This window comes from Acinetobacter sp. F16, assembly GCF_052712855.1.
Map to the genome: position 1 here is coordinate 117,521 of NZ_JBRATK010000004.1, position 25,274 is coordinate 142,794.

The window sequence follows — 25,274 nt, forward strand, 5'->3', positions numbered from 1 at the left end:
TCCCCTCTTTGTGCTTTTCAGCACAGTGCATAAAATGCTTAAAATTTTTAAATTATAAAAAAATTATACAGCCTAACAAAAATGAGATTTCAAATATTTACTTCAACTTAAGGCTAATAGAGAAAGTTTAAATCACGCTTTAACACGTTGCGCTGAACGGTTTTTATGACTTTTACGATTGAGGCGTTCTACATAACGCTCTAAATGAAGCATGGCTTGATAAAGCTTATGCAAATCGGAATTCAGCACCTGATTACGAATAATCGCTTTATGCAGGCGCTTTAACGCACGGAAGCTATGGGCACGGGTATATGGAGCTGACACTATTTTCATCATACATTCCCTCTATTGCGTGAATTTTCAACTAAAACCCAACAATTTAGTCAGATTAAATTTAATTGCTAATGTACGCCTTGGTTTTGACAGGTTGTGTCGAACATTCGACACTTTTTACCATTTTTTAAAATATCCTCACTATTTTTCAACCAATTAATTTGAATTACTTATCTTTTTTTATGCAAAAGAAAAGCCAACATATGTTGGCTCATCTTATTTAATAGGAGAAAATTTAGATGATTTCCACCACAATTTTACCTATATGCTCACCCGTATCCATAGCGGCATGCGCTTCCTGAATCTGGTCAAACTTAAATGTTTTATAAATCATCGGCAGGCATTCACCTTTTGCCCATAATGGTGCAACAGTTTCATGCAAGCCTTGTGCAATCTCTGCTTTTTCAGCGGTGCTACGTGCACGCATGGTCGAACCGGTAATGGTCAAGCGTTTCATCATGATATGACCCAGATTGATCTCTTTCGCTTTACGACCACCTAGGAAGGCAATATAGACCAAACGACCATCACGACGTAATAAATTCAAATTACGTTCCAAGTATGGCGCACCGACCATATCCAAAATGACATCTACACCGCCATTGTCGGTTTTTTCATTGATGACCTGTTCAAAGTCTTGAGTCTTGTAGTTAATGGCTGTGGTTAAATCTGAAATAGCCGCAACTTTTTCATCAGTACCCACAGTTGCAAACGTTTTGATGCCAAGTGATTTGCACAGCATCAGCGCAGTGGTTCCAATCCCGCTTGCACCGCCATGAACCAGTACCGTTTCCCCTGCTTTGGCTTTACCCATCTGGAACACATTCGCCCATACGGTAAAGAAGGTTTCAGGAATGGCTGCCGCTTGAGTAAAGCTTACGCCTTCAGGAATGGTCAATGTTTGGCTTTCAGGTACAACGCAATATTCTGCATAACCACCACCATTGGTTAAGCCACAAACCTTGTCACCAACTTTAAATTTAGTGACATCGCCACCTACCGATTCAACAATACCTGCTACTTCCAGACCCGGTACAGGTGTTACGCCTTTAGGCATTGGATACAAGCCTTGGCGTTGCAAGATGTCTGGGCGGTTAATGCCAAAAGCATGGACTTTAACTAAGACTTCATCTGCTTTTGTTGTGGGTACTGCAACAGTTTCATAGGCAAGTTTATCCACCCCGCCCGGTTCTGTGATGATGACTTGCTGCATGTTGGCTTGTGACATAGTGTCTTCCTGATCTATTCAATACTTTTCAAGTTTTATGTATTTGAACATAAACCTACACAGGAATGAATAACAATGGACTTATGTATAATCAAAGTACTATTCAGCAAATTGATATTAAACTTGATATGAGTGAGATCATTGAGTACACAGAAAATAATTACAGCGATTTTGAGTGGTATGAAGGTCTGGCAGTCATTCGTTTTTATGCCAACTGGTGTGCGCCTTGTATACAAAATTTTCCTGTATTTAAAAAAGTTGCAGAACATTTTGCACAGATTAATCCTGCAATCAAATTCGGCAAGGTCAATATTGATCAATCCCCAATTTTAACCTTGCGCTATAATGTTTACGGCTTGCCATCTACTTTAATTTTTAAGAATGGAGCAATTGTAAAGCGAATTGCAGGTGTTAAAACTCTGCATGAATTAAAATATATTATTGACTCAATTCGTTAGTGATAAATTATTTTGCTGATCGATAAAATTAAGAGAAAGGAATGAAGCTACATCTGACTTATGTCTTAACTTATTAATCTAATCCCTACTCTTTATTAATCCTTTATATATGCTTAAAGAATACTTTTTAAACATATATGTATATAATTCGTCCAGCATTCCAAACAATCAATTATAAAATTACAATTAAGAATAAATATGACAGACCAACTTAGACAAAAATTTGAAAATTTAGAATTAAATGCGGGTCAAGGCAAAGTTAGTGCTTTTTTATCCATGACTTTAGGTCTTTTGGGTGTTTTTGCAGCCTTATGCTTCTTATTTCCCAATATATTAACTACACCTGAATTAAGACCATTTTATAGTAAATATTATAATATTTTTTACTATAGCCTACTCAGTGGAATTGTCATCAGCGCTTTATTTGGTACGTATAGCGCAACTATAAAACAGAATAGATATGGATTTTATGGTTTATGTTTTGCCATTTTAGCTGCAATTTTAGGTTGTGGACTAATACAAGCTCCAACATTACCAGACTTGCCTTTTTATGCAGGTTTTGATTATTTTGTTATTACCCTGATTATTTTAGCTTTGGTTTTTATTCCTCTGGAGGGATTCTTTGCTAAAAATCCTGATCAAAAAATTCTACGTTTAGGATGGGTAACAGACATAAAATATTTCATGTTTAGTCATGTTGGCATTCAACTCTTTTCATTTTTAACTGTAATGCCTATTCAATATTGGATTACACATATTCCCCATAACCCGATTGTTCCTTATGTTCAATCTCAACCCATCTGGTTGCAGTTTATTGAACTCTTAATTGTTGTCGATTTCACAACATACTGGCTACATCGAGCAATGCATGAAATCAACTTTTTATGGCGCTTTCACGCTATACATCATTCAACAGAACAAATGGACTGGCTTGCGTCTTCTCGTTTACATATTGTAGAAGTTGTTATGACACGCCTTATAGCAACACTGCCTATTTTTATTTTGGGTTTTCACACTTCAGCAGTTTTTATCTATTTGGTATTTATCTCATTCCATGCAATTTTCATTCATTCAAATGTACGATTCCGTTTTCCATACTTGCGTTGGATCATTGCAACACCCGAATTTCATCATTGGCATCATTCATCTGAAAAGCCCGCTATAGATAAAAACTATGCTGCCTTCATTCCACTTTATGATGTTATTTTCAAATCAGTTTACATGCCAAATCATTTAGCAAGTGTTTACGGTACAGTAGGTTATAAAATTCCAAATAGTTTTGTTAAACAATTCACTTGGCCATTCAAAAAATATATAAATAAACTCAAAAAGAATTTTGGAAAAAATTAGCGTATTTAAACCCTTGTGTTAAATTCTTTAACCATCCGATCACTCACATCTTCAGGATAACAAAGCGGTGAATATCCACCTGCACGGTTATATGCACTCCGCTTACCGCAACGGCTGCCATTTCGCGCTGTGTTATAAGGACAGGGACAATTTCCAGGATAGCTTTCAATCGACTGCTTAATAATTTTTTGCTTAATCGCTTCTGTACTTTCACTATTTTGTTTGGCTTCAACCCCAAAAGCTAAACACAGCCCCATTAAAACAAATAATTTTTTCATAAATACCCCTCAATATCTGTATTGTATCGAGAAGCAATTTAAGTGAAAGTTCAACTTTCAAATGACTGTATAGTATTCACCCACTTAAAATTTACCCAAATAAAAAACCCGCCATAAAGACGGGTTTTCTTTTAAATCAGCTCAGTCTTACAGACGAACCAATTCCACAATTTTCTCAGCCAATTCTTCAACAGATTCTTGCGCGAAAGTTACATCTGTCGCTTCTGCAACAGTCGTAATGACTGCAATACCAGTTTCACGAAGAAGTGCAACTTGAGCAGCATCAAGGTCAGCTTTCGCAATCGCTACAATGCCCTGTTGAAGCAACAAGTTTTCAAGCGCTTGAGCATTTTCCAGTGCTTTGTTCGACACAGTGATAGATGCAGGTTTTTGACCTAAACGAGCAGCACGGTCTTCTGCAGTTACAGGGTTGCTATGTGCAGACCATTCAACAGTGTCTTCCACCATACCCGCACCAATCGTTACGTTGTTTAAACGATCAATAAAGATAAACGAACCGGTGTAACGGCTGTCTTGATAACGGTCAAATACCACTGGCGCATCAAATTCAACAGTAACATTGGCAATCGCATTCAGCTCAAGGTGATCCACTTGCATTTGCTCAAGCGTGTTCACATTGGTACGGAAGTTGATGCCAGTCACTTTGGCAGGAACAGTTTGCGTACCAATTTTGATGTTATACAACTTGCCAAGTACAAGCGGTTGATCCGCCATCCATACCACAGTCGCTTTTACCGAACGTGAAATGGCAGGAATACCCTGATCCGCACGAATCAGCATATTACCGCGTGATACGTCAATTTCATCGTTTAACGTTAATGTCACCGCTTGACCTGCAAAGGCATGCTCAAGGTTGCCATCATAAGTCACGATTTCTTTAACAGTTGAAGATTTACCCGATGGTAACGCGACAACTTTATCACCCACGCTGATTTCACCAAGCGCAATCGTACCTGCAAAACCACGGAAATCAAGGTTAGGACGGTTTACATATTGCACAGGGAAACGGAAATCACGCTTCGCGGTATCACGGTTAATTTCAACAGATTCAAGTGAACCCATTAAAGTTTGACCGGTATACCACGGTGTATTTTCAGACTTGTTCACCACGTTATCGCCATTCAATGCAGAAATAGGCGTAAAGATGATGTTGCTTGGCTTACGATCGCCCAATTGGCTCACGAAGTTTGCATAATCTGCTTGAATTTCATTGAAGCGTGCTTCAGAGAATTCAACCAAGTCCATTTTGTTGATTGCAACAATAATGTTCTTAATACCGAGCAAGCTTGCAATATAAGTATGACGACGGGTCTGGGTTTGCACACCGTAACGCGCATCAATCAAGATGATCGCAAGGTCACAGGTAGATGCACCTGTAGCCATGTTACGTGTGTACTGCTCATGTCCCGGCGTGTCGGCAATGATGAACTTACGTTTTTCTGTAGAGAAATAACGATAAGCCACGTCAATGGTAATGCCCTGCTCACGTTCAGCTTGCAGACCATCTACAAGTAACGCCAAGTCAGGTGCATCGCCAGTCGTACCGACTTTTTTAGAGTCACGGGTTACGGCTTGCAATTGATCTTCATAGATCAATTTTGAATCGTAAAGCAAACGACCAATTAAAGTCGATTTACCATCATCCACGTTACCGCAAGTTAGGAAACGCAATAAGTCTTTATTTTCGTGCTGTTTTAAATACGCCAAGATATCCTGGCTAATCAATTCTGATTGATGAGACATCGCTCAAACTCCACACATTCTTTAGAAATCGGTTTGGTTGAATCCCCCTTTTATCCCCCTTTAACAAAGTGGGAAATCTCCTCTTTTTTTAAAAGATGAGCAGCGCTGCTGCGCAAGGGGAGAGATTCTTAGAAATAACCTTCTTGCTTTTTCTTTTCCATCGAGCCTGCTTCATCATGGTCAATCATACGACCTTGACGTTCAGAACTTGTGGCTAAAAGCATTTCTTGGATAATTTCCGGCAAGGTGTTGGCAGTTGATTCAACCGCACCCGTTAACGGGTAACAACCTAAAGTACGGAAACGTACCGATTTCATTTGTGGAACTTCACCTTCTTTTAAAGGCATACGTTCATCATCAACCATAATCAAGGTGCCACTGCGTTCAACCACAGGACGTTCTGCAGCCAAATAAAGTGGTACTAATGGAATGCTTTCCAAGTAGATGTATTGCCAGATATCAAGCTCAGTCCAGTTTGATAATGGGAACACACGAATACTTTCGCCTTTGTTCACTTTACCGTTGTAAAGATTCCAAAGTTCAGGACGCTGGTTTTTAGGATCCCAACGGTGCTTGCTGTCACGGAATGAATATACACGTTCTTTAGCACGTGATTTTTCTTCGTCACGGCGCGCGCCACCAAAAGCAGCATCGAACTTGTATTTATTCAAAGCCTGTTTTAAGCCTTGGGTTTTCATGATGTCGGTATATTTAGAGCTACCGTGATCAAACGGGTTGATCCCAGCGTCTTTACCTTCTTTGTTTTGATGCACGATCAAATCGAAACCATGGGTTTTAGCCATGTTGTCACGAAATTTGATCATATCTTTGAACTTCCAGCCCGTGTCTACATGCAGTAGCGGGAATGGGAGTTTTGCGGGATAGAATGCTTTTAAAGCAAGATGCAGCATTACTGCAGAATCTTTACCAATGGAATACAACATGACCGGATTTTCAAATTCGGCAGCCACTTCACGGATAATGTGAATACTCTCAGCTTCAAGCTGTTTAAGATGAGTAAGTCTTTCCTCATTTATGGACATTGACAACACCAGCTCAGATCAACGTGTACTATTACACTTTTAAAAATATATATATTCATTATAAAGATTTAGTTATCCCAACTATTGCTTGTTTTATTATATTAATATGCATATTTGTCATATAGAACTTAACTAATAACGAGTATAAGTTTTTATTAATGATTCACTTAAATCCTGTTCTATTATTTTATCCAGACATACTGGCTACAACAACCCAACATTAAAATGTACAAATTCTAAGCTGATCGATTTTTTATCTAAAACATATATTTTATTCAGCTTGTAAATTTCATACAGTAGCCAAACTTTCTTCCATCTCCTATGTTGTTTTGAATTATGCCTAAGCTAGACCATACTATCGACACTGTTAAATCCAGCCTAGAACACGCACAACTCGCCGGCTTTATCTATCAACACAATCCACAATTACTGGTGCTTCAAGAACCCTTAAATGATGATGGCTCTATCTTGAATAACTTTGTTCAGCATGAACTTACCGCTGATCAAATCGGACTACAATTTGGTCTACGACTTTTGGACGATAAATTTGATTTTTTGATAGGCGTAACTCATAGCAATCAAGATCGGAGCTATGAAATTAGTGCGGGAAATTTAAAGGCAGATCAAAAAGCCTTTAACTTACTCTATGCATTTTATAACTTCCCCAAAGCATTCTATTTGGTCAGTCTTCCCCTTGCAGCCAATAGCATACAACTTGAAGAAGCTATTGAAAACCAGTTATTCAATCAGCCTCAGTTAGATTTTCTGAATACAGCCATTAAAACCAATCCAATGGGTCAACAAGTCAACTGGATGAAAAGCTTTATTGTGCAACAAGCCTTGGACATGAAAGTCCGGATTCAGACCTGTTTTAATTAAGCTCTGCTGATATCAAGATCTGTTTGAATTAAAATCTGCTTATTTTGAGATACCCTTCATTTAAATAACATACTTAAAATATTGATGATCAGTATCTCCTAAGCTTTTACCGCATTTCGGTTTTTTTACAGAATGGGGAATTTAAATCATCCTATATCTACTTTATTAAAAATATGCCTTTATAAAATAAAGAGCCTGCTCAAGCACTGAGATGACGTTTATATCAGCATGAATTCATTTATTTTTTTAGACAAATTTATCCTTCAATACTATCTTTAATTAAGTTTAATTTTTAAACAAAAAACCAATAACTTGAATAATTTACGCGAACAAATATATAGAGATAAAAATAATGTAGATACTTCTCACTCATCCTTCCAACCTCATTTTCAGCGTTTGTATTTACCTAATGTTGCTATTGGGTATTTTAGAACTGATTTTGCTTTTACTGGGTGGTGGCTCTCAAGGATTCTTGGAGCAGTTTTTACCGGATGATTTAAGCAATGCACAACATGCGGAAATTGGCATCGATGCCGATCAGAGTATTTTTACCCAAGTTTTAGACTGGTTATATTTGAGTCATGTGCCACTCTTTGTCTGGCTGATTATTTTCTTAACCATTTATGGTTTAACTGGATTTATCATCCAAAGTATTTTCCATCATTTTACCGCACAATTTTTAGCGCCTGGATTATTGCACCTGCCTGTTCTTGAGCATGCCCTTAGTCCGTTATAGCGCCATGATCATTGCAAAAATTTTACCGCAAGATGAAACCACAGCTATTTATAGTGAAGAATTGATTGGACGCACGGTGGTTTTAGGGAAAGCCAAAATCAACTTACCTGCACAACCCAAAGTTCAAGATCAGCTTGGACAAATGCATTATGTTCTGGTTAAACCCGAACAAGACGAAATATTTACTCAAGGTCAGTCCGTGGTCTTGACCCAAAGAACCAAAATTGGCTTTCAAGCCATTACCCTTTAAATTTTTACTTTTAATAAAACAATTGAAATAACTGAGATAACAATGCCAATGTCGATTTTATATAACATCTTAATCATTGCAGGCGTAATTTTTGCCGCTCTGGTGATTACCGTCATTATTATTGCCCGACTTTATCGTCGTTCCAGTAAAGAAATTTCTTTTGTCCGTACCGGTTTTGGGGGTGGTGCCATCGTATTGCCTGTGCTGCATGAAATTATTCCAGTCAACATGAACATTTTGCGTCTGGGAAGAATATGCAAAAATGCAGCAAGAGCGTGAATTCAATTTGTAAAGCCGAAAAACAGGCAGAAATTGCAATGCAAGAAGCTCCCAACAAGCGTGAAGCAGAAGAAGTACAAATTGCGGCTGAACGTGAAGTTGATTTAAAACGGATTACTGCGGCATGTAATGTTGAAAATCAAAACATTCAAAAATCGCAAATTATTCAACAAGCATAAGTGGCACAAAAGAAAACCATCGAACTGGCTGAACAGATTCGCGCCATCGCCATTGCCGAAAAATCTCGCGAGGAATCGGAAGCCAAAGCTTCAACTGACCGTGCCCGTGCAGAAGCGGTAAAAACCGAAGCAGATTGCCTTGTCTGATCAAGTGGTGAACAGGGCCTTACGTTATCGCACTCAAGCCCCACTCATTGATAGTTTGATGAATGAACTAGGTATTCAAGGTAGAGATATTAATGGTTTAACGCAGAGTTTGAAGCCTTAATTAACTTCATCTAAGTAAATATTTAAAATCTAAAAAATGCAGTCTAGGTCGGCTGCATTTTTATTTTAATTCGAATAAATTTTATACAATTTATCTGCATAAACTCACTTGAGTTAGGTCTATAAAACGTTACATTATCTTTTGATATTAAATATATAAAGCATAATAATGACTCACTCTATTTACTTCGCTTTGCGGTTTAAGGAAATCATCAAAGCCGTCTTGGAATGGCATTGTTCCACTTGTTCCACTTTCCAAAATAGCAAAATTATTCAACGACAGGACACTGCGCTAAAAGCACAATTTGCAGGTGTACCATTCGTTGGTATTAATGGTGGTTCTGCTTCCACCCCATCCTTCTATTTTTTTAGGGTGATTTGCGGAAGGTGTTCTGAAATTGACGAATTTTGGAAGTGATTGATTATGATTCTACACTCATAGAATTAAATCCATATCTATGGATTAATTATTAAGGCTAGCGACAAGACTTATATAGTTTTAGCTAGTATATAATTTAAATCTTATATTCAAATAAAAAAAAAACTGATTAAAAAAGTTTTCGATTCAAGATTTGGGCCAAGTTTAATGACTTTGATCAACCAAAATTTAATAACAATATAGTCACAACGGGTTTCTGATTTTTCAAAACACTAATGGACTATACAGTGAACAATCCGCTAAAAATGAGTATAAAAAATGAGAGATTTTAAAAAATTTTTTACTTCCTGCCTTTATATAAGTTTAGGTGGCCTACCTTTCTCTGCAAACTCTGCAGAGCTAACTCAAATTAAACATCATCCCATTGATGAGATTGTTCAGCAGAATGCCGTCAAAAAACCCATTCCATCTGCAAAGAAAATCACCAAAATTGATCAGATGCGGATTATGCATATTGATATAGATTATGTCTATGACAAAAATAAGAAACAGCAACAAGTAAATATTCAAGCTTTAATAGAACGAATTCAACAGATCCAACCCAATACCATTTTCTTACAGGCTTTTGCAGATCCAGATGCGAATGGCTCGGCAGATCAGGTTTATTTTAAAAATCGCCATATTCCCTTAAGAGACAATCTTTTTCCACTATTAGTAAAGCAGATTCGGAACAAGACTCGCGTGAAACATATATATGCTTGGCTGCCTTTAATGGCTTGGGAGTTTCCCAAAAGCTACCAGATTCCTTATATTTCACATAGTGAAGGCGGAAAACCAGGCTATATTCGGGTTTCCCCATTTAATCAAAAAAACCTTAAATACGTTTCTGAAATTTTTTTAGATTTTATGAAATCCAATTCAGTCGATGGGGTGCTTTATCATGATGATATCACTATGAGTGATTATGAAGATATATCTACTCCTGCCTTAAGCATGTACCAATCTTGGGGATTTGATTCAGAACAGGTATCACAACTGCCTAAATATCCCAAACCATCCCAATTGGCTCAATTAAAGACTGCTTATCTGGACCAGTTTGCAGAAGGGATAACCAAAATTATTAAGCAGCAACAGCCGAACATCCTCACCGCTCGGAATATGTATGCACCGGTAGTCTTAAATCCAATCAGCGAAAACTGGTTTAGTCAGTCAATGCCAAGTACTTATCAACATTATGACTATAATGCCATCATGGCGATGCCTTATATGGAAGAAGCAGATGATCACCAGCAATTCTATTTAGACTTAATTCAACAGTCAAAAAAATACGATCCAGAATTAGATCGTACTATTTTTGAACTGCAAGCCGTAAACTGGAAAAACAATCAGAAACTTTCAACCCAAGAAATTATTGAGACTATGCAGTTTTTAGAAAAACACGGGGTAAAACACATTGGTTATTACCCCGATGATTTTGTCACTGAACATCCTCAAACAGCTAGGCTGAAATCCGTTTTTTCAACTGATGATTAATCCCAATAAATTCTAAATTCCCTTGGTTGTCATAATAAAGGGTTAGGTTCTTTGCCTGTTGCATATTTAAAATATCTGTTTTATTGACTTTAAAACTTGATGCAAGCTGCTGTTCATCTATAGCTAAAGGAGTACTACGGCGTTCACGGTTATAAAAGCGAATCCAGTTATAAGTTGCCCAAAGCAGCAGCGCACCAGTAAAGATAGCAATCATAATGATCATATTCATTAGACTTAACTGGCTATTGGGTGCGGCCTGTATCACCATTTGCTGATAAATTGTTTTGCCTTCAACCCACCAAAAAAACATTGTCAGCACTGGCATAAACAGCCACATAAAAATGAACCACCCCGCAATTTGCAAGCTGTAACCCATACTCTTATTTCGCACATATTCTGGTCGGTCAATATATTCAGGAATTTCTAACTTCGACTCATCTTCAATAAGATAATATTTGTTTACATTAGTCATTTTCCGCTTCTCCTCTAAATCCACGGTCTGGACTGATCCATCGCGCACGTTTTTGAGTTTTGAAAATTGTTTTAGGTAATGCAACGACCGTAGTCAGCATAGTGAGAATCCAGAAGAACAAAGGATACCAAATGACCCAAAAATAGTTCCTGAAGATTCGGTCTTTATCGTAAGGTTTATCAATACACAAACTGACAAAGAATTGAACAAGACAGGTCATTCCTAGAATGACCCCATACCATTGAGGAAAGAGAGATTGAATTGCCCACTCGCCTGGTAAAGAAAAAAATAGACCATATAAATACAAAACAATAATGCCAAACATCACATATGCCCACACCACACTAATTATGGATTCCAGTGCGATTGGCCACATCCGGCGCAAATTCCATTTAAATAATTTATGGAAATAAGCCCCTAATACTTCAATTCCACCTTGTGACCAACGTAAGCGTTGTTTCCATAGACCCTTCAAGGTTTCTGGCATATAGATATAACATAGTGCTTTGGGGACATACTGCAGATCCCAGTGATCGAACTGCAAACGCCATGACACATCGATATCCTCTGTAATCATGTCATCACGCCAATAACCAATGCGGTCCAGGGCAGTTTTACGAAAACCTGCAATCGCCCCCGACACGGTAAAAATACGGCCATAGGTTCGTTGTGCCCGTTTGATCAATCCAATAATGGAAGAGAATTCGCCCACTTGAATTTTACCGAGGATACTAGAACGGTTCACAATACGAGGATTGCCTGTTACAGCTCCAATTCTCGGGAATCGGGTTAAATGGTGCATCATCCATAACACAGCATGCGGATGTAACAAGGCATCGCCATCAATACAAACCAAATATTCATTTTGACTAACCATTGCACCCGCGCGTAGTGCATATGCTTTACCCTGGTTCTCAGCCAAATGCACGACTCTCAGTTGTGGGTATTGTTGTAAAAGTACATCTAAAATTTCAGCAGTTTTATCTTGACTGCCATCATTCACTGCAATCACTTCAAAATTTGGATACTGCGATTGCATTGCAAATTTAATCGTTTCTCGAATCTGTCCTTCTTCATTAAAACAGGGAATAATAATACTGCAGGCATGTTCACTCGGTTGTGGTAATTCAGGTTGTTTAAACTCATGCTTTAAATAAAACCATATACCACCTACTATCCAAATCCATGCCATAAATAAGGGATAGAAAAAAGCAAAACCAAAATAAAAATCACTGATTTGAAGTAAACTTAAGCCTTCCATCATTTCGTCCCCTTTGCAGTATTATTTTCATAAGGATTACGATAAGTTAAAGGACTACTATTGGTACTGAGTTCCTGATAAAGATGTTCCTGAACCTGCTGTCCAGTTTCCAAGTGATAATTGTTAATACCAATTTTTTGTATGGCTGATTTTTTTAAAGTTTGATAATACTGCTGATATTCTTTCCAATCACCTTTTTTGGCATTTTGATTTACTGTGAAACTAAAAATTAAACGCTGCTTTTGTGCATCACTCAACTGTTGCAATTGTTTTTGCACAGCCTTAAATATTTCAGGATATTTAACCGGATCAAACTCAATATAAAGTAAATCACTCGCAGTTAAGCTCTGTTCAATTAATGGTTTTAACCCATCTACATGTTTATCTGTCAAACTCATTTTTAAAGCAGTTTGATAGTTATAACTAATGTTTGTGTGATATTTACTTTTTTCTTTAGTACGCTCTTTAATTTCAAGAATTTTCTTTACTTTCTGGGTACAGGCAGCATCCCAAGTTTTATTTTTTAGCGCACATACGAATTCATCACCTGTTTCTAACATTAAACCTTTAATTGAAGAATTATTTTTGGCTAATTCAACTGTTAATTCCGCAAGATTTATCCCTTGTTTTGTTTCCAAACTAATCGGCAATTCAACATATACACTATTATCAATACGCGTACGTGCCTGCCACACTGTACGATTCAACAAATCTTGGCGCATTCCCAATTGGCGATTGGGGAAATACGCAACATCAATTTTCCCATCACCATTCTCATCAGCTACCACTTTTAATAAAATAGTATCTGTTTTCAATGCATTAACTTGATCTAAAAATTGTCCCAATTTTTGGTTAAAAATTTGGTTGTTTGGACTCACCATTTCAGTTAAATCGAAACGGATAATATTGCGCTTTTTTTTGTATTCATCACGTGCAAAAGTCAAAAAATTTACCATTTCCGCATGCAATATTTCAGGGGTTGGATTACCCATTACAAGAGCACGTTGGTAGGTTGCTCCAGAATCAGCAAGGGTCGACATGCTACCTAAGCTAAATGACATAGGAAATCCAGCTTTTGCTGCAAGTAATTCACTTTCCTTAGTCACAGCACCATAGGGCCAGAATACAGCCATGGTATTTATTCCTAGCTCAGTGTCTAAAGTTCCCTTAGATTTTTTTAAATCTGATATTATCCGTTTCTGATAGACTTGATCTGATTCATAACGTTGATATTTAGGCAAATATTGGCGTGTAATTGCAGCAGGTTGCATATTTTTTTGTGGATTAGCAAGTATCCCTTTATGCAAATTGTCTGAGTGTGAAGCAAATTCGGCTAAACCTGACTGTTGCATTTCACGCATTTGATCCCAGTTCATCAGATTATTTTTACCATAAGCTTCATAAGCGTCTTTGGTATTCCCATTAATCCAGCTCGTTGGAATCGCAAATACTGCAGGGAAATTATATTGTTTCAATAAAGGGAAAACCCGCGTGTAACTACTTAATGCACCATCATCAAATGTTAATAATACTGATTTTTCAGGTAAACTTTTTTTCTTTTGTCGTGCATTCCACACATCTTGCAAACGAATGGGATGCCATCCCTCTTGCTCAAGCCAGGCAAAATAACGTCCTAAATTTTTAGTACTAATTGCATAAATATCTCGGTCACCCACTTGGGCAACATCATCTCGCACATCATGAAAAGTCACAGTGACAAATAATTTATCAGCTACTTCATTTGTTGTTTTAGTCACATTTGTTGTTTTAGTTACATTCTGAGCAAAACTTTCCGCTGGAATAACCAGAGCAGTCATCATTACAACAGAAAGTAAAGTTTTTATAACTTGTTTCATTAAAAAATTCCTTTAAAGCCCACTGTTGCATAAGTTTTTTCTTCATCTTCACCATCATAAGGATGTGTACCCCACCCTATGCCATAGTTCAAACTCCATGTTCTAGAGAATTGCCAATCATGCTGATAGAAAACGTTATAAATTGGCTTTGAAGAAACTCCATCTTGTCCAAAAGTGCCAATCATTGCTTCAAAATGTTGTGTGAAATCCTTCTCATATCTGCGCCAAGTCGTCCAGTCATGCAGTAAAGTAAGTTCGGCGCTATAACTTTCTTCAGGATTGAAATAATCTACCGTCACATCATCGTTTTGACTGTAATACCCTGCTAAAGTCAAACTGGTAATATGATGGGGTGCCTGAAAAATCTGTTGTCTGAAGAATGCTGTAATCTCTTGACGCATATTGTCATCGTCAATATCAGTCAGTTGATAAATCACATTCGCTTCACGAGATTCATGTTGTCGCCAATGAACACCAAAAGTATATGACTGACCTTCATTTCCATTTTTAATCGCTTGTAATGGAATATCCGCCTGACTATTAAATCCTAAGCCATACTGCCAATGATCGCTTAGCCATTGCGACCAGCTTACCTGTACCCCAAAACGATCTTGATCTTGTTCATTGTCTATACTTTGAGACAACATAATATTTGCATTTTTACGGCGAGACTCCCATTCAAGTCCAAGACCTATGCGTTGATCATCAATTTTGCCTGTATCATATTCAGCTGAACGAATACTATGATCGACATAGCTGCGGAAATTATCAAAAAACCACGGGCTATTAATCCGGGTTAAGTGATCCTGTTCGCGATTCCCTTTCAAACGGTTGAGCAAAGCTGAGTTATCAGACTCACTTTCTGAAAAAGTACTTTGATGTTGAATAGATGCATGATTACGATCTTCGAGTTCTTTTTTACTTTTTATTAATCCCGTATCTTCAGGCATTGTTTGCATAAGATAAGCATTTTGGGTACGCCATTGCTGGATATCCCCTAAGGCTTGCATATTCTCTAAATGACTAATTTGCATCCCATTATCTACAGGCTCGATCCCATCCCACTGAGCTAGTATCCATTCTGAGCTTTGCGGCTTTTCACGCAAGCGTTGAACAAATGCACGATTATTTTGATAAACCACATTATTAGGTGCTTTAGCAACCAAGTTTTCAAAGTAATTTTCCGCTTTAGCATATTCATTTCGATACACATAATTAAGACCAACTAGTGATAAATATTCACTGCGATCATCATGTGGCACTTTATCTACTCCTTTTGCATTGCTATAACGAAAAGTAGGCAGTAATTTGTCCATATCTAATAATAATTGTTGGGCTTCCTTAAATTTTTCCTGTTCAATTAAGGAATAATACAAGCTTGAGTAGAGCCTAAAACTTGGATAGTTTTTTTCTTGCAACAAATTTTTATAGAGCTTTTCAGCCACTTTGGGTTGTTGAACATTTAAATATGCATCTGCAATCGATTGGCGCACATAAGGTGGCATTTGCTCAATAGGTAATCCAATTTTTGGTATCTGTTCAAGCAATTTTTTGGAACTATTTTTCGCATTTAATGCATAAATATATTCATAGTAAAATTGTCGCTTTATGCTAGGATTATTTGGCAACTGGGATTCATACTTTTCCATATCTGCAATGACTTGATCAAGTTTTTGATAAGGTTGGTTAGTCCCAAGATCTTGATAAGTATATAATTTAGAATACTGCTCAGCATTTTGAATGCGTTGGGTAAATTCGCTAATTTTGGCATTTGCTCTAAGTTGAGGTTGTCTTTTGAGTATTTCATTATTTTGAAGATATTTTTCAGCCCGAGCATAATCCGCATTTGCCATAAGTGCCAATCCATACTGTTCCTGCGTATTGCTATCCGGATTTTTTTCAAAGGCTAGGCTGGCTGCATTCAATGCTTCAACCGGCATATCTAACATTCGATATGCATAAGAGAGCTGTGCTAAATAATCCGAGTCAATATAGTTGATATCAAGCGAAGATAATGTTTTTTTCGATTCAAGCATTTTTCCAGCTTCTGCTTGTAATACACCTATCCACACCACCCACTTCTGATTTTGATCGGTCTGAGCGAATTTTTTTGCCCATTGTTCTGCCAATTCAAATTTTCTTAAATCACGTAGTGCTTTAAGGACATCAATCTTTGCATATTCCGGAAATTGTTTATTTTGTATCCCAGCAAGATACTTAATATCTTGCTCAGTAAATTTTTGATGTTCATATGACATCACTACAAAATCAGCAATCAGTTTCTGATTGTTGGGTTGGAGACGCAATAATTGTCTGAGTTTTTGCAAGCCCGCATCTACTTGTCCTTGCTTAATCAACCCTACTGTTTTTTCACGTTGCGGATCTATAGAGTCCCTATACAATAATTCTGCATGCAAGAATGTAGAAAAAAGTAAAGTTCCACAAGAGAGTGCAAGTAGGTTTAATTTAAAATTTATTTTATTCATTTTCAAAATATTCACAATTCATTGTTATTAATTATTGCAATGCCATAAACAATACCCTCAAACCTAATCAGATCAAAATTATTTGTGTTTAATTTTGTGTTTTTAACTATTAATGTGATATTTATCACCTTATAATAACCGTGAAATATCTAATATTTTTTTTATAAGAGCATCTTCTATTCTAATAAATTTTCCGATTTATATTTACTTATCAATTCGATAACTTTAAATTAAATTTTTCAAATGACTACCAGATTTAATTTCCAACTGTTCATCATTTATTTTCTATAATTTTAAAATACAACTCAATAAAAAAGCCCTCTAATGAGAGCTTTTTTATTTTACTAAGAATTAAGCTAAACCTTTATCCTTCAGCAACTGATACATCGTCGAACCCAATTCTGCTGGACTACGGGTATATGCCATTCCAGCTTTTTCAAAGGCAACAAATTTTTCTTCTGCTGTACCTTTACCGCCGGAAATAATCGCACCCGCATGTCCCATACGTTTACCTTTAGGTGCAGTTACACCTGCGATATAACCTACGACAGGCTTGGTCACATTCGATTGAATATATTCCGCAGCTTCTTCTTCAGCCGTACCACCAATCTCACCAATCATGATAATGGCTTCAGTTTGAGGATCTTCCTGGAACAGTTTTAAGCAGTCAATCTGGTTCATACCTGGAATTGGGTCACCTCCGATTCCGATACAAGTCGACTGGCCTAGGCCAAGCTTAGTGGTTTGCGCCACAGCTTCATAAGTCAAAGTTCCTGAACGTGAAATAATACCAATTTTACCTGGCTGATGAATATGGCCCGGCATAATGCCGATTTTGCATTCACCCGGTGTAATAATTCCTGGACAGTTTGGACCAATTAAGCGTGCGTTATTACCATAAGTTTCTAAATAACGTTTAGCTTTTAGCATATCCAGAGTTGGTACGCCTTCTGTGATCACTACAATCAGTTCAATACCCGAATCAATCGATTCAATAATTGAATCAAGTACAAAAGGTGCAGGCACATAAATAGAGGTTGCAGTCGCACCCGTTTCACGTACCGCTTCTTTCATGGTATTAAAAACTGGCAGGCTTAAATGTGTTTGACCACCTTTACCGGGTGTTACTCCACCAACCACTTTAGTTCCATAAGCAATTGACTGTTCTGAATGGAAAGTTCCATTTTTACCGGTAAACCCTTGTACCAACACGGTTGTGTCTTTATTTACTAATACGCTCATGATCGATACTCCCTTATGCTTTCACTGCAGCAACAATTTTTTCTGCAGCATCGGCCAGACCATTCGCAGAAATTAATTTCAAACCTGATTCATCGAGTAATTTTGCCCCTAACTCTGAATTGTTGCCTTCCAGGCGAACAACTACAGGTACATTGACATGTACTTCCTGAACCGCTGCAATAATTGCTTCTGCAATCATGTCACAACGTACAATTCCACCAAAGATATTGATCAATACACCTTGCACAGAAGAATCTGAAAGGATGATTTTAAATGCTTCAATGACCCGGTCTTTGGTTGCACCACCACCTACATCCAGGAAGTTCGCAGGTTGGCCACCATAGAGTTTAATAATGTCCATGGTTGCCATGGCAAGACCTGCTCCATTGACCATACAGCCAATGTTACCTTCAAGTGCAACATAATTCAGATCAAATTCTGAAGCCTTCAACTCCCGCTCATTTTCCTGAGATTTATCACGCATTGCTTCAATTTCAGGCAAGCGATAAAGTGCATTTGAATCGATGCCTACTTTGGCATCAACACAAAGGATATCTCCATTTTCTCGAACTGAAAGTGGGTTAATTTCAAACAGGGCAAAATCATTTTCAATAAACGCCTGATAAGCAGCCGTCATAATTTTAACAAATTGGTTGATTTGTCCATCTTTTAAATGAAGTGCAAATGCGACTTCACGCGCCTGAAACGGCATAAGACCGATTAGTGGGTCAACTTCGACTTTGATAATTTTTTCAGGAGTTTCTTCTGCGACTTTTTCAATTTCGACACCACCTTCAGTCGATGCCATAAAGGTCACGCGACGACTTGAACGATCTACCACTGCACCAAGGTACAATTCACGTTCAACCGGATAGACATCTTCACACACCAAAACACTATTTACCGGCTGCCCATTGGCATCGGTCTGATAGGTCACTAGGCGGGTACCAATAATACCATTTACATATTCGGCAGCTTCATCGCTTGATTTTACGACTTTTACCCCGCCGGCTTTACCGCGTCCCCCAGCATGAACTTGAGCTTTCATCACGGCAAATTTACCGCCGAGTTGCTCAAACGCTGCTACTGCTTCTGCTGCATTCGTTGCAAGTACACCCTCCTGAACAGGCATACCATATTTTTTTAATAACGCTTTTGCTTGATACTCATGTAAATTCATCGAATAACCTTTTATTACTTCTTCGCTTTGTTATGGCCCACCAATACCCAGACATCCATCAAAGCAGTATTGGCATTTTTTAAAATCTTTCTTATCTTTATTTTTAGATGATTATTCACTTAAAAACAACCACCAAATGTAAAAAGAGCGGCCGGAGCCGCTCTTTCAAGAATTACTTACGCTTGCGTTGGATCGCGTGAATCGCTCGTCCATCCACTGCCAGTGCAGCTTCATGCACCACTTCAGAGAATGTTGGGTGACCAAACGTCATCAACTGCAAATCTTCAATTGAAGATACAAATTCAAGTGCAATCATACCCTGGTGAACAATATCAGACGCAGCAGGTCCAATCACGTGCATACCAAGTAGGCGGTCAGTTTTCGCATCAGCAACAAACTTAACGAAACCAGCACCTTCACCAGCAGCCAAGGCACGACCATTTACCGCAAAACCGAATTGACCGGTTTTAACTTCATGACCTTTATCAATCGCTTGCTGTTCTGTTAAACCTACCCAAGCCGCTTCTGGGTGTGTATAGATTACAGAGATGATTGTGTCGTAGTTCACTTGAGCAGCATGACCGTGAATACGTTCAACTGCCATTACGCCTTCTTCCATTGCTTTATGAGCAAGCATTGGACCACGTACCAAGTCACCAATCGCGTATACACCTTCAACAGAAGTTGCACACCAATCGTTTACTTCAACCAAACCACGTTCAGTCAATTTAATGCCTGAATCATCAGCCAATAAACCTTCAGCATAGGCACGACGACCTACACAAACGATCAACTTATCGAAAGTTTCAGTTTTGTCTTCGCCAGCCTGGTTATATTTAACCGTTACTTCACGACCATTGATTTCAGTACCTGCAACTTTTGCACCGATACGGATATCCATACCTTGTTTAGTCAACAGTTTTTGGAAGTCTTTTGCCAAAGCTTTATCAGCCATTGGCAAGAATGCATCCATTGCTTCAAATACAACAACTTCTGCACCCAAACGACGCCATACTGAACCAAGCTCAAGGCCGATTACGCCAGCACCAATCACACCTAAACGCTTAGGTACTTCTTGGAACTCAAGCGCGCCAGTGGAATCAACGATTAAGTCTTGATCTACAGGAGCTACAGGAATATTTACAGGAACAGAACCCGTCGCAAGAATCACATATTTAGGCTCTAAAACTTGAACTTCACCTTCAAATGGCGTGAATTCAACTTTTTTACCCGCAAGTAATTTACCTGTACCTTGTAACCATTCAATGCCATTGCCTTTAAGCAATTGAGCAATACCGCCAGTCAACTGATCTACAACTTTGTCTTTACGACCAAGCATTTTAGAAAGATCAAATTTAACTTCACCTGTGGTAATCCCATGGTCATCTAAATGCTGAACGGTATCTTCATAACGATGTGAAGAATCAAGTAAAGCTTTAGAAGGGATACAACCCACGTTTAAGCAAGTACCGCCTAAAGAGGGTTTGCCTTTATGAATACGTTTTTCAATACAAGCAACTTTAAAACCAAGTTGAGCAGCACGAATCGCCGCTTCATAACCACCTGGTCCACCGCCAATTACAACTAAATCAAATTGTTGAGACATTATTCTCTCCAAAAATGGGCTTAGAGGATCGCCCTAAGCCCATGGATTTATTCTTTAGAATTAAAGGTCAAGGATAAGGCGAGCTGGTTCTTCTAACAATTCTTTAATTGCTACAAGGAAACCTACAGCTTCTTTACCATCGATTAAACGGTGGTCATAAGAAAGTGCCAAGTACATCATTGGTAAAATTTCAACTTGACCATTTACAGCCATAGGACGCTCTTGGATTTTGTGCATACCCAAGATTGCAGTTTGTGGTGTGTTCAAGATAGGTGTAGATAACAATGAACCGAAAGTACCACCATTAGTAATGGTGAATGTACCGCCAGTCATGTCTTCAATACCCAATTTACCGTCACGTGCTTTAGCAGCAAAACCGCGAATGCCGTTTTCAACTTCAGCATAGTTCATGCGGTCTGTATCACGAAGTACAGGAACCACTAAACCACGTTCAGAAGAAACTGCAACACCGATATCATAGTAACCGTGATACACGATGTCATCGCCATCAATTGAAGCATTTACCGCTGGGTAGCGTTTAAGTGCTTCAGTTGCAGCTTTAACGAAGAATGACATAAAGCCAAGACGCGCACCATGACGCTTCTCGAATGCATCTTTGTATTGAGCACGCATTTCCATGATTGGTTTCATGTTCACTTCGTTAAACGTAGTCAACATTGCAGTGTTTTGTGTAGCAGCAAGCAGACGTTCAGCAACACGTTTACGTAAACGAGTCATTGGAACACGTTTTTCAATACGTTCGCCAATTGCCACGCTTAATGGCGCAGCAGCAGGAGCCGCTGGTTTAGCTTGATGGCTTGCAACATCTTCTTTAGTAATACGGCCACCGCGACCAGTACCCGCAACATCAGCAGCTGCAATACCAGTTTCAGTTAATGCTTTACGTACCGCAGGCGCTTGGTCAGCAACAGGTTGAGCACGTTCAACCACAGGTGCAGCACCCGCTTCAGTTTGAGACGCAGCTTGTTCAACTTGTCCTTCAGACTGAACTGCTTGAGTTTGAGCAGCGCCAGAAACAGCACCTTCTTCAAACTGTGCAATCACTTCATTAGAAAGAACAGTTTCGCCTTCACCTTTAATGATGGTTGCGATTGTACCGTCAGCAGGAGCAACAACTTCTAAAACAACTTTATCAGTTTCGATATCGCAGATCACTTCATCACGTGATACAGCTTCACCTGGTTGTTTGTGCCAAGTTGCAATCGTACCGTCTGCAACTGACTCTGGGAATACCGGTGCTTTAATTTCGGTTGCCATTATTTAGAATCTCCTGATTGTTCAGCTACGATCGCCAATGCGTCATTTACTAGCTGAGCTTGTTGTTTTGCATGCAAATATGGTGAACCACAAGCTGGCGCAGCAGAAGCTGGACGGCCTGCGTAACTGATACGGACTTGTTTAGCAGATTTCATCACATCGTCATATAGACGTGGTGCGATGAACAACCAAGCACCTTGGTTTTTCGGCTCTTCTTGAGTCCAGACCACTTCTTTGAGGTTCGGATAAGAAGCAAGTACTTCAGCAATACGTTGTTCTGGGTATGGATACAATTGTTCAATACGAACGATTGCAGTGTTATCTAGGTTTTCTGCACGACGTTTTTCAAGTAAATCGTAGTAAACCTTACCACCACAAAGAACTAAACGAGTTACGTCAGCTTTGTTGATTTGATCTACTTCATCAATCACGGTTTGGAATGTACCGCTAGCAAGCTCATCTAAAGTAGAGGTTGCAAGTTTGTGACGAAGCAATGACTTCGGTGAAGTCACGATCAATGGTTTACGGATTGGACGAATCGCTTGACGACGCAATGCATGGAAAATCTGTGCAGGTGTAGTCGGTGTAATCACTTGCATGTTGTCTTCAGCACATAACTGTAAGAAACGCTCTAAACGTGCAGATGAATGCTCTGGACCCTGACCTTCATAACCATGTGGAAGCAACATGGTCAAACCACATACACGTTCCCATTTGGTTTCACCTGAAGCGATGAATTGATCGATTACAACCTGTGCACAGTTCGCGAAGTCACCAAATTGCGCCTCCCAAACGATCAAACCATGCGGAATTGTAGTTGCATAACCATATTCAAACGCAAGCACCGCCATCTCTGACAACAATGAGTCATAAATTGCAGTACGTGGTTGGTTTTCTTTCAAGTTACATAATGGAATGTAAGTTGAACCATCTACCTGGTTATGCAATTTTGCATGACGATGCGAGAAGGTACCACGACCCACGTCTTCACCGGTAATACGAACCATGTAACTTTCATCAAGCAAGGTTGCATAGGCTAAAGTTTCAGCCGCACCCCAGTTTAATGGCATTTCACCGGTTTGCATTTTCAAGCGTTCATCAATCACTTTCGAGACTTGACGTTGCATCACGAAACCTTCAGGAAGCTCGCGCATTTTTGTGCCAAGTTCTTTCAAGCGTTCGATTGGGAAAGTGGTATCCCAAACATCTGTATATTCGTGGCCTAAATAAGGTTTCCAGTCCACAAACATTTTTGTATTTGGCTCGAGTACCAATGCATTGGCAACATGTTTGCCGGCTTCAAGATCTGAACGGTAATTTTCAACCATTTGATCTGCAGCGGCACGATCAACCACACCTTCTTTAACCAGTTGATCTGCATAAAGTGCACGTGTAGTGACTTTTTTGTTGATCACTTGATACATCATTGGTTGGGTTGCTGCTGGCTCATCCGCTTCGTTATGACCACGACGACGGTAGCAGAACATATCAATCACAACGTCTTTACGGAAAGTGTGACGGAAGTCATGCGCCAATTGAGTCACGAAAATCACAGCTTCAGGATCATCGCCATTCACATGGAATACCGGTGCCTGAATCATTTTTGCGATATCAGTACAGTATTCTGTAGAACGTGCATCACGTGGATCAGATGTTGTAAAGCCCACCTGGTTATTTACCACAATGTGAACTGTACCACCCACTGTATAACCACGAGTTTGTGACATCTGGAAGGTTTCTTGGTTTACACCTTGGCCTGCAAATGCTGCATCACCATGTACGATAATTGGCAATACATCATCACCACCAATGTCTTTACGACGCACTTGACGAGCACGTACAGAACCTTCGACTACAGGTCCAACAATTTCCAAGTGTGATGGGTTAAACGCCAATGCCAAGTGAACTTCGCCACCTGGAGTCATTACATTAGATGAGAAACCTTGGTGGTATTTAACGTCACCAGAACCTTTTTTATGAATTGATTTACCTTCAAACTCACCAAAAAGATCTGCCGGGTTTTTACCCATGATGTTAACTAGAAGGTTGAGACGACCACGGTGTGGCATACCAATCACAACTTCTTTACAACCTACAGAACCTGCACGTTGAATAATTTCATTTACCATCGGGATAAATGATTCACCGCCTTCAACACCGAAGCGTTTAGCACCAACGTATTTGTTACCGAGGAATTTTTCCAGGCCTTCAGCTGCAGTTAAACGCTCAAGAACGTGTTTTTTCTGTTCTGCATTAAAGTTAAATTGACCTTTCGCACCTTCAAGACGTTGTTGAATCCAACGTTTCTCTTTGGTGTCAACAATGTGCATGTATTCAGTACCAACAGAACCGCAATAAACGGCTTCCATTGCTTCAACCATTTCACCCAGCGTCGCTTGTGTTTTACCCAGTGCAAGGTTGCCTGTATTAAATACAGTATCAAGATCAGATTTAGTTAAACCGTGCGAAGCAAGATCAAGATCAGGCACGTCTTCACGTTTTGCCAAACCTAATGGATCCAGTTTTGCTTTTTGATGACCACGGTTACGATAAGCAGCAATCAGTTGTAAAACGCCAATTTGACGACGTTCATGCTCAGAACTTACAGAACTTTGAACAACAGGTTGTACGCGGCTTGAATTGCGACCTAATAAAAGGAATTGCTCACGTACATTGCTATGTGGTTGATCACCTTTAGGGAATTTATCGAAATATTCGCGCCAGTCAGCTCCAACAGAGTCTGGTGACGTCAAATAATGTTCATAAAGTTCTTCAATATACGCTGCACTGTCAGCGCTTAGTTCAGTGTCAAGACGCAGTGCGTCAGCAACTTCTTGCATTTGTGGACCCATTTCCTATTGCAAAAACATTTTCAGGATGCTTTTTAAGCGAACCCATGATTAATAATGTCAAATTGGTAACATGACATTAGTCCCC

General features: G+C 38.9%; 19 protein-coding genes and 2 pseudogenes. 7 read left to right on the forward strand and 14 right to left on the reverse strand.

The genetic code is table 11. The features are described from left to right. Positions 1–132: 132 nt before the first annotated feature. Together ACU0NF_RS03920 and ACU0NF_RS03925 are read right to left on the reverse strand one after the other, a co-directional pair. On the reverse strand, positions 133–333 hold the full coding sequence (locus tag ACU0NF_RS03920) for a hypothetical protein (RefSeq protein ID WP_131267046.1): 201 nt from the start codon (positions 331–333) through the stop codon (positions 133–135). 235 nt (positions 334–568) lie between these two features. Further along, positions 569–1,561, reverse strand: coding sequence for an NAD(P)H-quinone oxidoreductase (locus tag ACU0NF_RS03925; RefSeq protein WP_445660201.1), 993 nt, complete (start codon positions 1,559–1,561; stop codon positions 569–571). Positions 1,562–1,689: 128 nt separating this feature from the next. Between ACU0NF_RS03925 and ACU0NF_RS03930 the strand changes: the two genes are divergently transcribed. Beyond that, a complete protein-coding gene (locus tag ACU0NF_RS03930) occupies positions 1,690–2,019 on the forward strand; it encodes a thioredoxin family protein (protein WP_445660237.1) in 330 nt (109 codons plus the stop codon). Between the two features lie 198 nt (positions 2,020–2,217). Further along, entirely contained in the window at positions 2,218–3,369 is a 1,152-nt protein-coding gene (locus ACU0NF_RS03935; protein ID WP_445660202.1) for a sterol desaturase family protein, read from the forward strand. 5 nt (positions 3,370–3,374) lie between these two features. On the opposite strand, the gene ACU0NF_RS03940 is transcribed toward ACU0NF_RS03935, so the two are convergent. The 3 genes from ACU0NF_RS03940 to cysD all read right to left on the reverse strand — a co-directional run bounded on the left by ACU0NF_RS03940 (position 3,375) and on the right by cysD (position 6,448). Beyond that, on the reverse strand, positions 3,375–3,647 hold the full coding sequence (locus tag ACU0NF_RS03940; RefSeq protein ID WP_445660203.1) for a hypothetical protein: 273 nt from the start codon (positions 3,645–3,647) through the stop codon (positions 3,375–3,377). A gap of 147 nt (positions 3,648–3,794) precedes the next feature. Beyond that, complete coding sequence (cysN, locus tag ACU0NF_RS03945; protein WP_445660204.1) at positions 3,795–5,411, reverse strand: sulfate adenylyltransferase subunit CysN; 1,617 nt, start codon at positions 5,409–5,411, stop codon at positions 3,795–3,797. 128 nt (positions 5,412–5,539) lie between these two features. Next, positions 5,540–6,448 carry a sulfate adenylyltransferase subunit CysD gene (gene cysD / locus ACU0NF_RS03950; RefSeq protein ID WP_171458486.1) on the reverse strand — a complete coding sequence of 303 codons (909 nt, stop codon included), beginning with the start codon at positions 6,446–6,448 and terminating at the stop codon, positions 5,540–5,542. A 342-nt stretch (positions 6,449–6,790) separates the two neighbouring features. Here cysD and ACU0NF_RS03955 point away from each other — a divergent pair, with 342 nt between their 5' ends. The 5 genes and pseudogenes from ACU0NF_RS03955 to pgaB (ACU0NF_RS03975) all read left to right on the forward strand — a co-directional run bounded on the left by ACU0NF_RS03955 (position 6,791) and on the right by pgaB (ACU0NF_RS03975) (position 10,956). Next, positions 6,791–7,333, forward strand: a complete 543-nt coding sequence (locus tag ACU0NF_RS03955) for a hypothetical protein (protein WP_445660205.1) — start codon at positions 6,791–6,793, stop codon at positions 7,331–7,333. Positions 7,334–7,742: 409 nt separating this feature from the next. After that, positions 7,743–8,319 (forward strand): annotated as a pseudogene (locus ACU0NF_RS03960) (OB-fold-containig protein). Positions 8,320–8,361: 42 nt separating this feature from the next. Then, a pseudogene (locus tag ACU0NF_RS03965) lies at positions 8,362–8,912 on the forward strand (hypothetical protein); the annotation flags it as partial. A gap of 19 nt (positions 8,913–8,931) precedes the next feature. Beyond that, positions 8,932–9,045 carry a hypothetical protein gene (locus ACU0NF_RS03970; protein WP_445660238.1) on the forward strand — a complete coding sequence of 38 codons (114 nt, stop codon included), beginning with the start codon at positions 8,932–8,934 and terminating at the stop codon, positions 9,043–9,045. 696 nt (positions 9,046–9,741) lie between these two features. Then, positions 9,742–10,956: a poly-beta-1,6-N-acetyl-D-glucosamine N-deacetylase PgaB gene (gene pgaB, locus ACU0NF_RS03975; RefSeq protein ID WP_445660206.1), complete on the forward strand. Its 1,215-nt coding sequence runs from the start codon at positions 9,742–9,744 to the stop codon at positions 10,954–10,956. Here the strand turns inward: pgaB (ACU0NF_RS03975) and pgaD are convergent. From pgaD to ACU0NF_RS04020, 9 genes are all read right to left on the reverse strand, one after another. Continuing rightward, on the reverse strand, positions 10,922–11,428 hold the full coding sequence (gene pgaD / locus ACU0NF_RS03980; RefSeq protein ID WP_445660207.1) for a poly-beta-1,6-N-acetyl-D-glucosamine biosynthesis protein PgaD: 507 nt from the start codon (positions 11,426–11,428) through the stop codon (positions 10,922–10,924). The two genes, pgaB (ACU0NF_RS03975) and pgaD, sit on opposite strands and share 35 nt — an antisense overlap. After that, entirely contained in the window at positions 11,421–12,692 is a 1,272-nt protein-coding gene (gene pgaC / locus ACU0NF_RS03985; RefSeq protein ID WP_445660208.1) for a poly-beta-1,6-N-acetyl-D-glucosamine synthase, read from the reverse strand. Before pgaC ends, pgaD begins: the two co-directional genes overlap by 8 nt. Next, positions 12,689–14,545, reverse strand: coding sequence for a poly-beta-1,6-N-acetyl-D-glucosamine N-deacetylase PgaB (gene pgaB / locus ACU0NF_RS03990; protein WP_445660209.1), 1,857 nt, complete (start codon positions 14,543–14,545; stop codon positions 12,689–12,691). Before pgaB (ACU0NF_RS03990) ends, pgaC begins: the two co-directional genes overlap by 4 nt. Next, positions 14,545–17,031, reverse strand: a complete 2,487-nt coding sequence (gene pgaA / locus ACU0NF_RS03995; protein ID WP_445660210.1) for a poly-beta-1,6 N-acetyl-D-glucosamine export porin PgaA — start codon at positions 17,029–17,031, stop codon at positions 14,545–14,547. Before pgaA ends, pgaB (ACU0NF_RS03990) begins: the two co-directional genes overlap by 1 nt. Positions 17,032–17,382: 351 nt before the next feature. Further along, positions 17,383–18,273: a succinate--CoA ligase subunit alpha gene (gene sucD, locus ACU0NF_RS04000; RefSeq protein ID WP_445660211.1), complete on the reverse strand. Its 891-nt coding sequence runs from the start codon at positions 18,271–18,273 to the stop codon at positions 17,383–17,385. A 13-nt stretch (positions 18,274–18,286) separates the two neighbouring features. Continuing rightward, positions 18,287–19,453: an ADP-forming succinate--CoA ligase subunit beta gene (gene sucC / locus ACU0NF_RS04005; RefSeq protein ID WP_370983660.1), complete on the reverse strand. Its 1,167-nt coding sequence runs from the start codon at positions 19,451–19,453 to the stop codon at positions 18,287–18,289. Positions 19,454–19,625: 172 nt separating this feature from the next. Continuing rightward, on the reverse strand, positions 19,626–21,059 hold the full coding sequence (gene lpdA, locus ACU0NF_RS04010) for a dihydrolipoyl dehydrogenase (RefSeq protein WP_370983659.1): 1,434 nt from the start codon (positions 21,057–21,059) through the stop codon (positions 19,626–19,628). A gap of 60 nt (positions 21,060–21,119) precedes the next feature. Continuing rightward, the gene (gene odhB / locus ACU0NF_RS04015; protein ID WP_131266824.1) at positions 21,120–22,337 is read right to left on the reverse strand and encodes a 2-oxoglutarate dehydrogenase complex dihydrolipoyllysine-residue succinyltransferase; all 1,218 of its coding nucleotides are present in this window, start codon (positions 22,335–22,337) and stop codon (positions 21,120–21,122) included. Next, positions 22,337–25,177, reverse strand: coding sequence for a 2-oxoglutarate dehydrogenase E1 component (locus tag ACU0NF_RS04020; protein WP_445660239.1), 2,841 nt, complete (start codon positions 25,175–25,177; stop codon positions 22,337–22,339). Before ACU0NF_RS04020 ends, odhB begins: the two co-directional genes overlap by 1 nt. Positions 25,178–25,274: the final 97 nt, after the last annotated feature.

What these genes read in the sequence shown, in the direction of transcription:
- ACU0NF_RS03920 (WP_131267046.1), bottom strand. Translation starts at nt 333, where the DNA reads ATGAAAATAGTGTCAGCTCCATATACCCGTGCCCATAGCTTCCGTGCG.
- ACU0NF_RS03925 (WP_445660201.1), bottom strand. Translation starts at nt 1,561, where the DNA reads ATGTCACAAGCCAACATGCAGCAAGTCATCATCACAGAACCGGGCGGG.
- ACU0NF_RS03930 (WP_445660237.1), top strand. Translation starts at nt 1,690, where the DNA reads ATGAGTGAGATCATTGAGTACACAGAAAATAATTACAGCGATTTTGAG.
- ACU0NF_RS03935 (WP_445660202.1), top strand. Translation starts at nt 2,218, where the DNA reads ATGACAGACCAACTTAGACAAAAATTTGAAAATTTAGAATTAAATGCG.
- ACU0NF_RS03940 (WP_445660203.1), bottom strand. Translation starts at nt 3,647, where the DNA reads ATGAAAAAATTATTTGTTTTAATGGGGCTGTGTTTAGCTTTTGGGGTT.
- cysN (WP_445660204.1), bottom strand. Translation starts at nt 5,411, where the DNA reads ATGTCTCATCAATCAGAATTGATTAGCCAGGATATCTTGGCGTATTTA.
- ACU0NF_RS03955 (WP_445660205.1), top strand. Translation starts at nt 6,791, where the DNA reads ATGCCTAAGCTAGACCATACTATCGACACTGTTAAATCCAGCCTAGAA.
- pgaB (WP_445660206.1), top strand. Translation starts at nt 9,742, where the DNA reads ATGAGAGATTTTAAAAAATTTTTTACTTCCTGCCTTTATATAAGTTTA.
- pgaD (WP_445660207.1), bottom strand. Translation starts at nt 11,428, where the DNA reads ATGACTAATGTAAACAAATATTATCTTATTGAAGATGAGTCGAAGTTA.
- pgaC (WP_445660208.1), bottom strand. Translation starts at nt 12,692, where the DNA reads ATGATGGAAGGCTTAAGTTTACTTCAAATCAGTGATTTTTATTTTGGT.
- pgaB (WP_445660209.1), bottom strand. Translation starts at nt 14,545, where the DNA reads ATGAAACAAGTTATAAAAACTTTACTTTCTGTTGTAATGATGACTGCT.
- pgaA (WP_445660210.1), bottom strand. Translation starts at nt 17,031, where the DNA reads ATGAATAAAATAAATTTTAAATTAAACCTACTTGCACTCTCTTGTGGA.
- sucD (WP_445660211.1), bottom strand. Translation starts at nt 18,273, where the DNA reads ATGAGCGTATTAGTAAATAAAGACACAACCGTGTTGGTACAAGGGTTT.
- sucC (WP_370983660.1), bottom strand. Translation starts at nt 19,453, where the DNA reads ATGAATTTACATGAGTATCAAGCAAAAGCGTTATTAAAAAAATATGGT.
- lpdA (WP_370983659.1), bottom strand. Translation starts at nt 21,059, where the DNA reads ATGTCTCAACAATTTGATTTAGTTGTAATTGGCGGTGGACCAGGTGGT.
- odhB (WP_131266824.1), bottom strand. Translation starts at nt 22,337, where the DNA reads ATGGCAACCGAAATTAAAGCACCGGTATTCCCAGAGTCAGTTGCAGAC.
- ACU0NF_RS04020 (WP_445660239.1), bottom strand. Translation starts at nt 25,177, where the DNA reads ATGCAAGAAGTTGCTGACGCACTGCGTCTTGACACTGAACTAAGCGCT.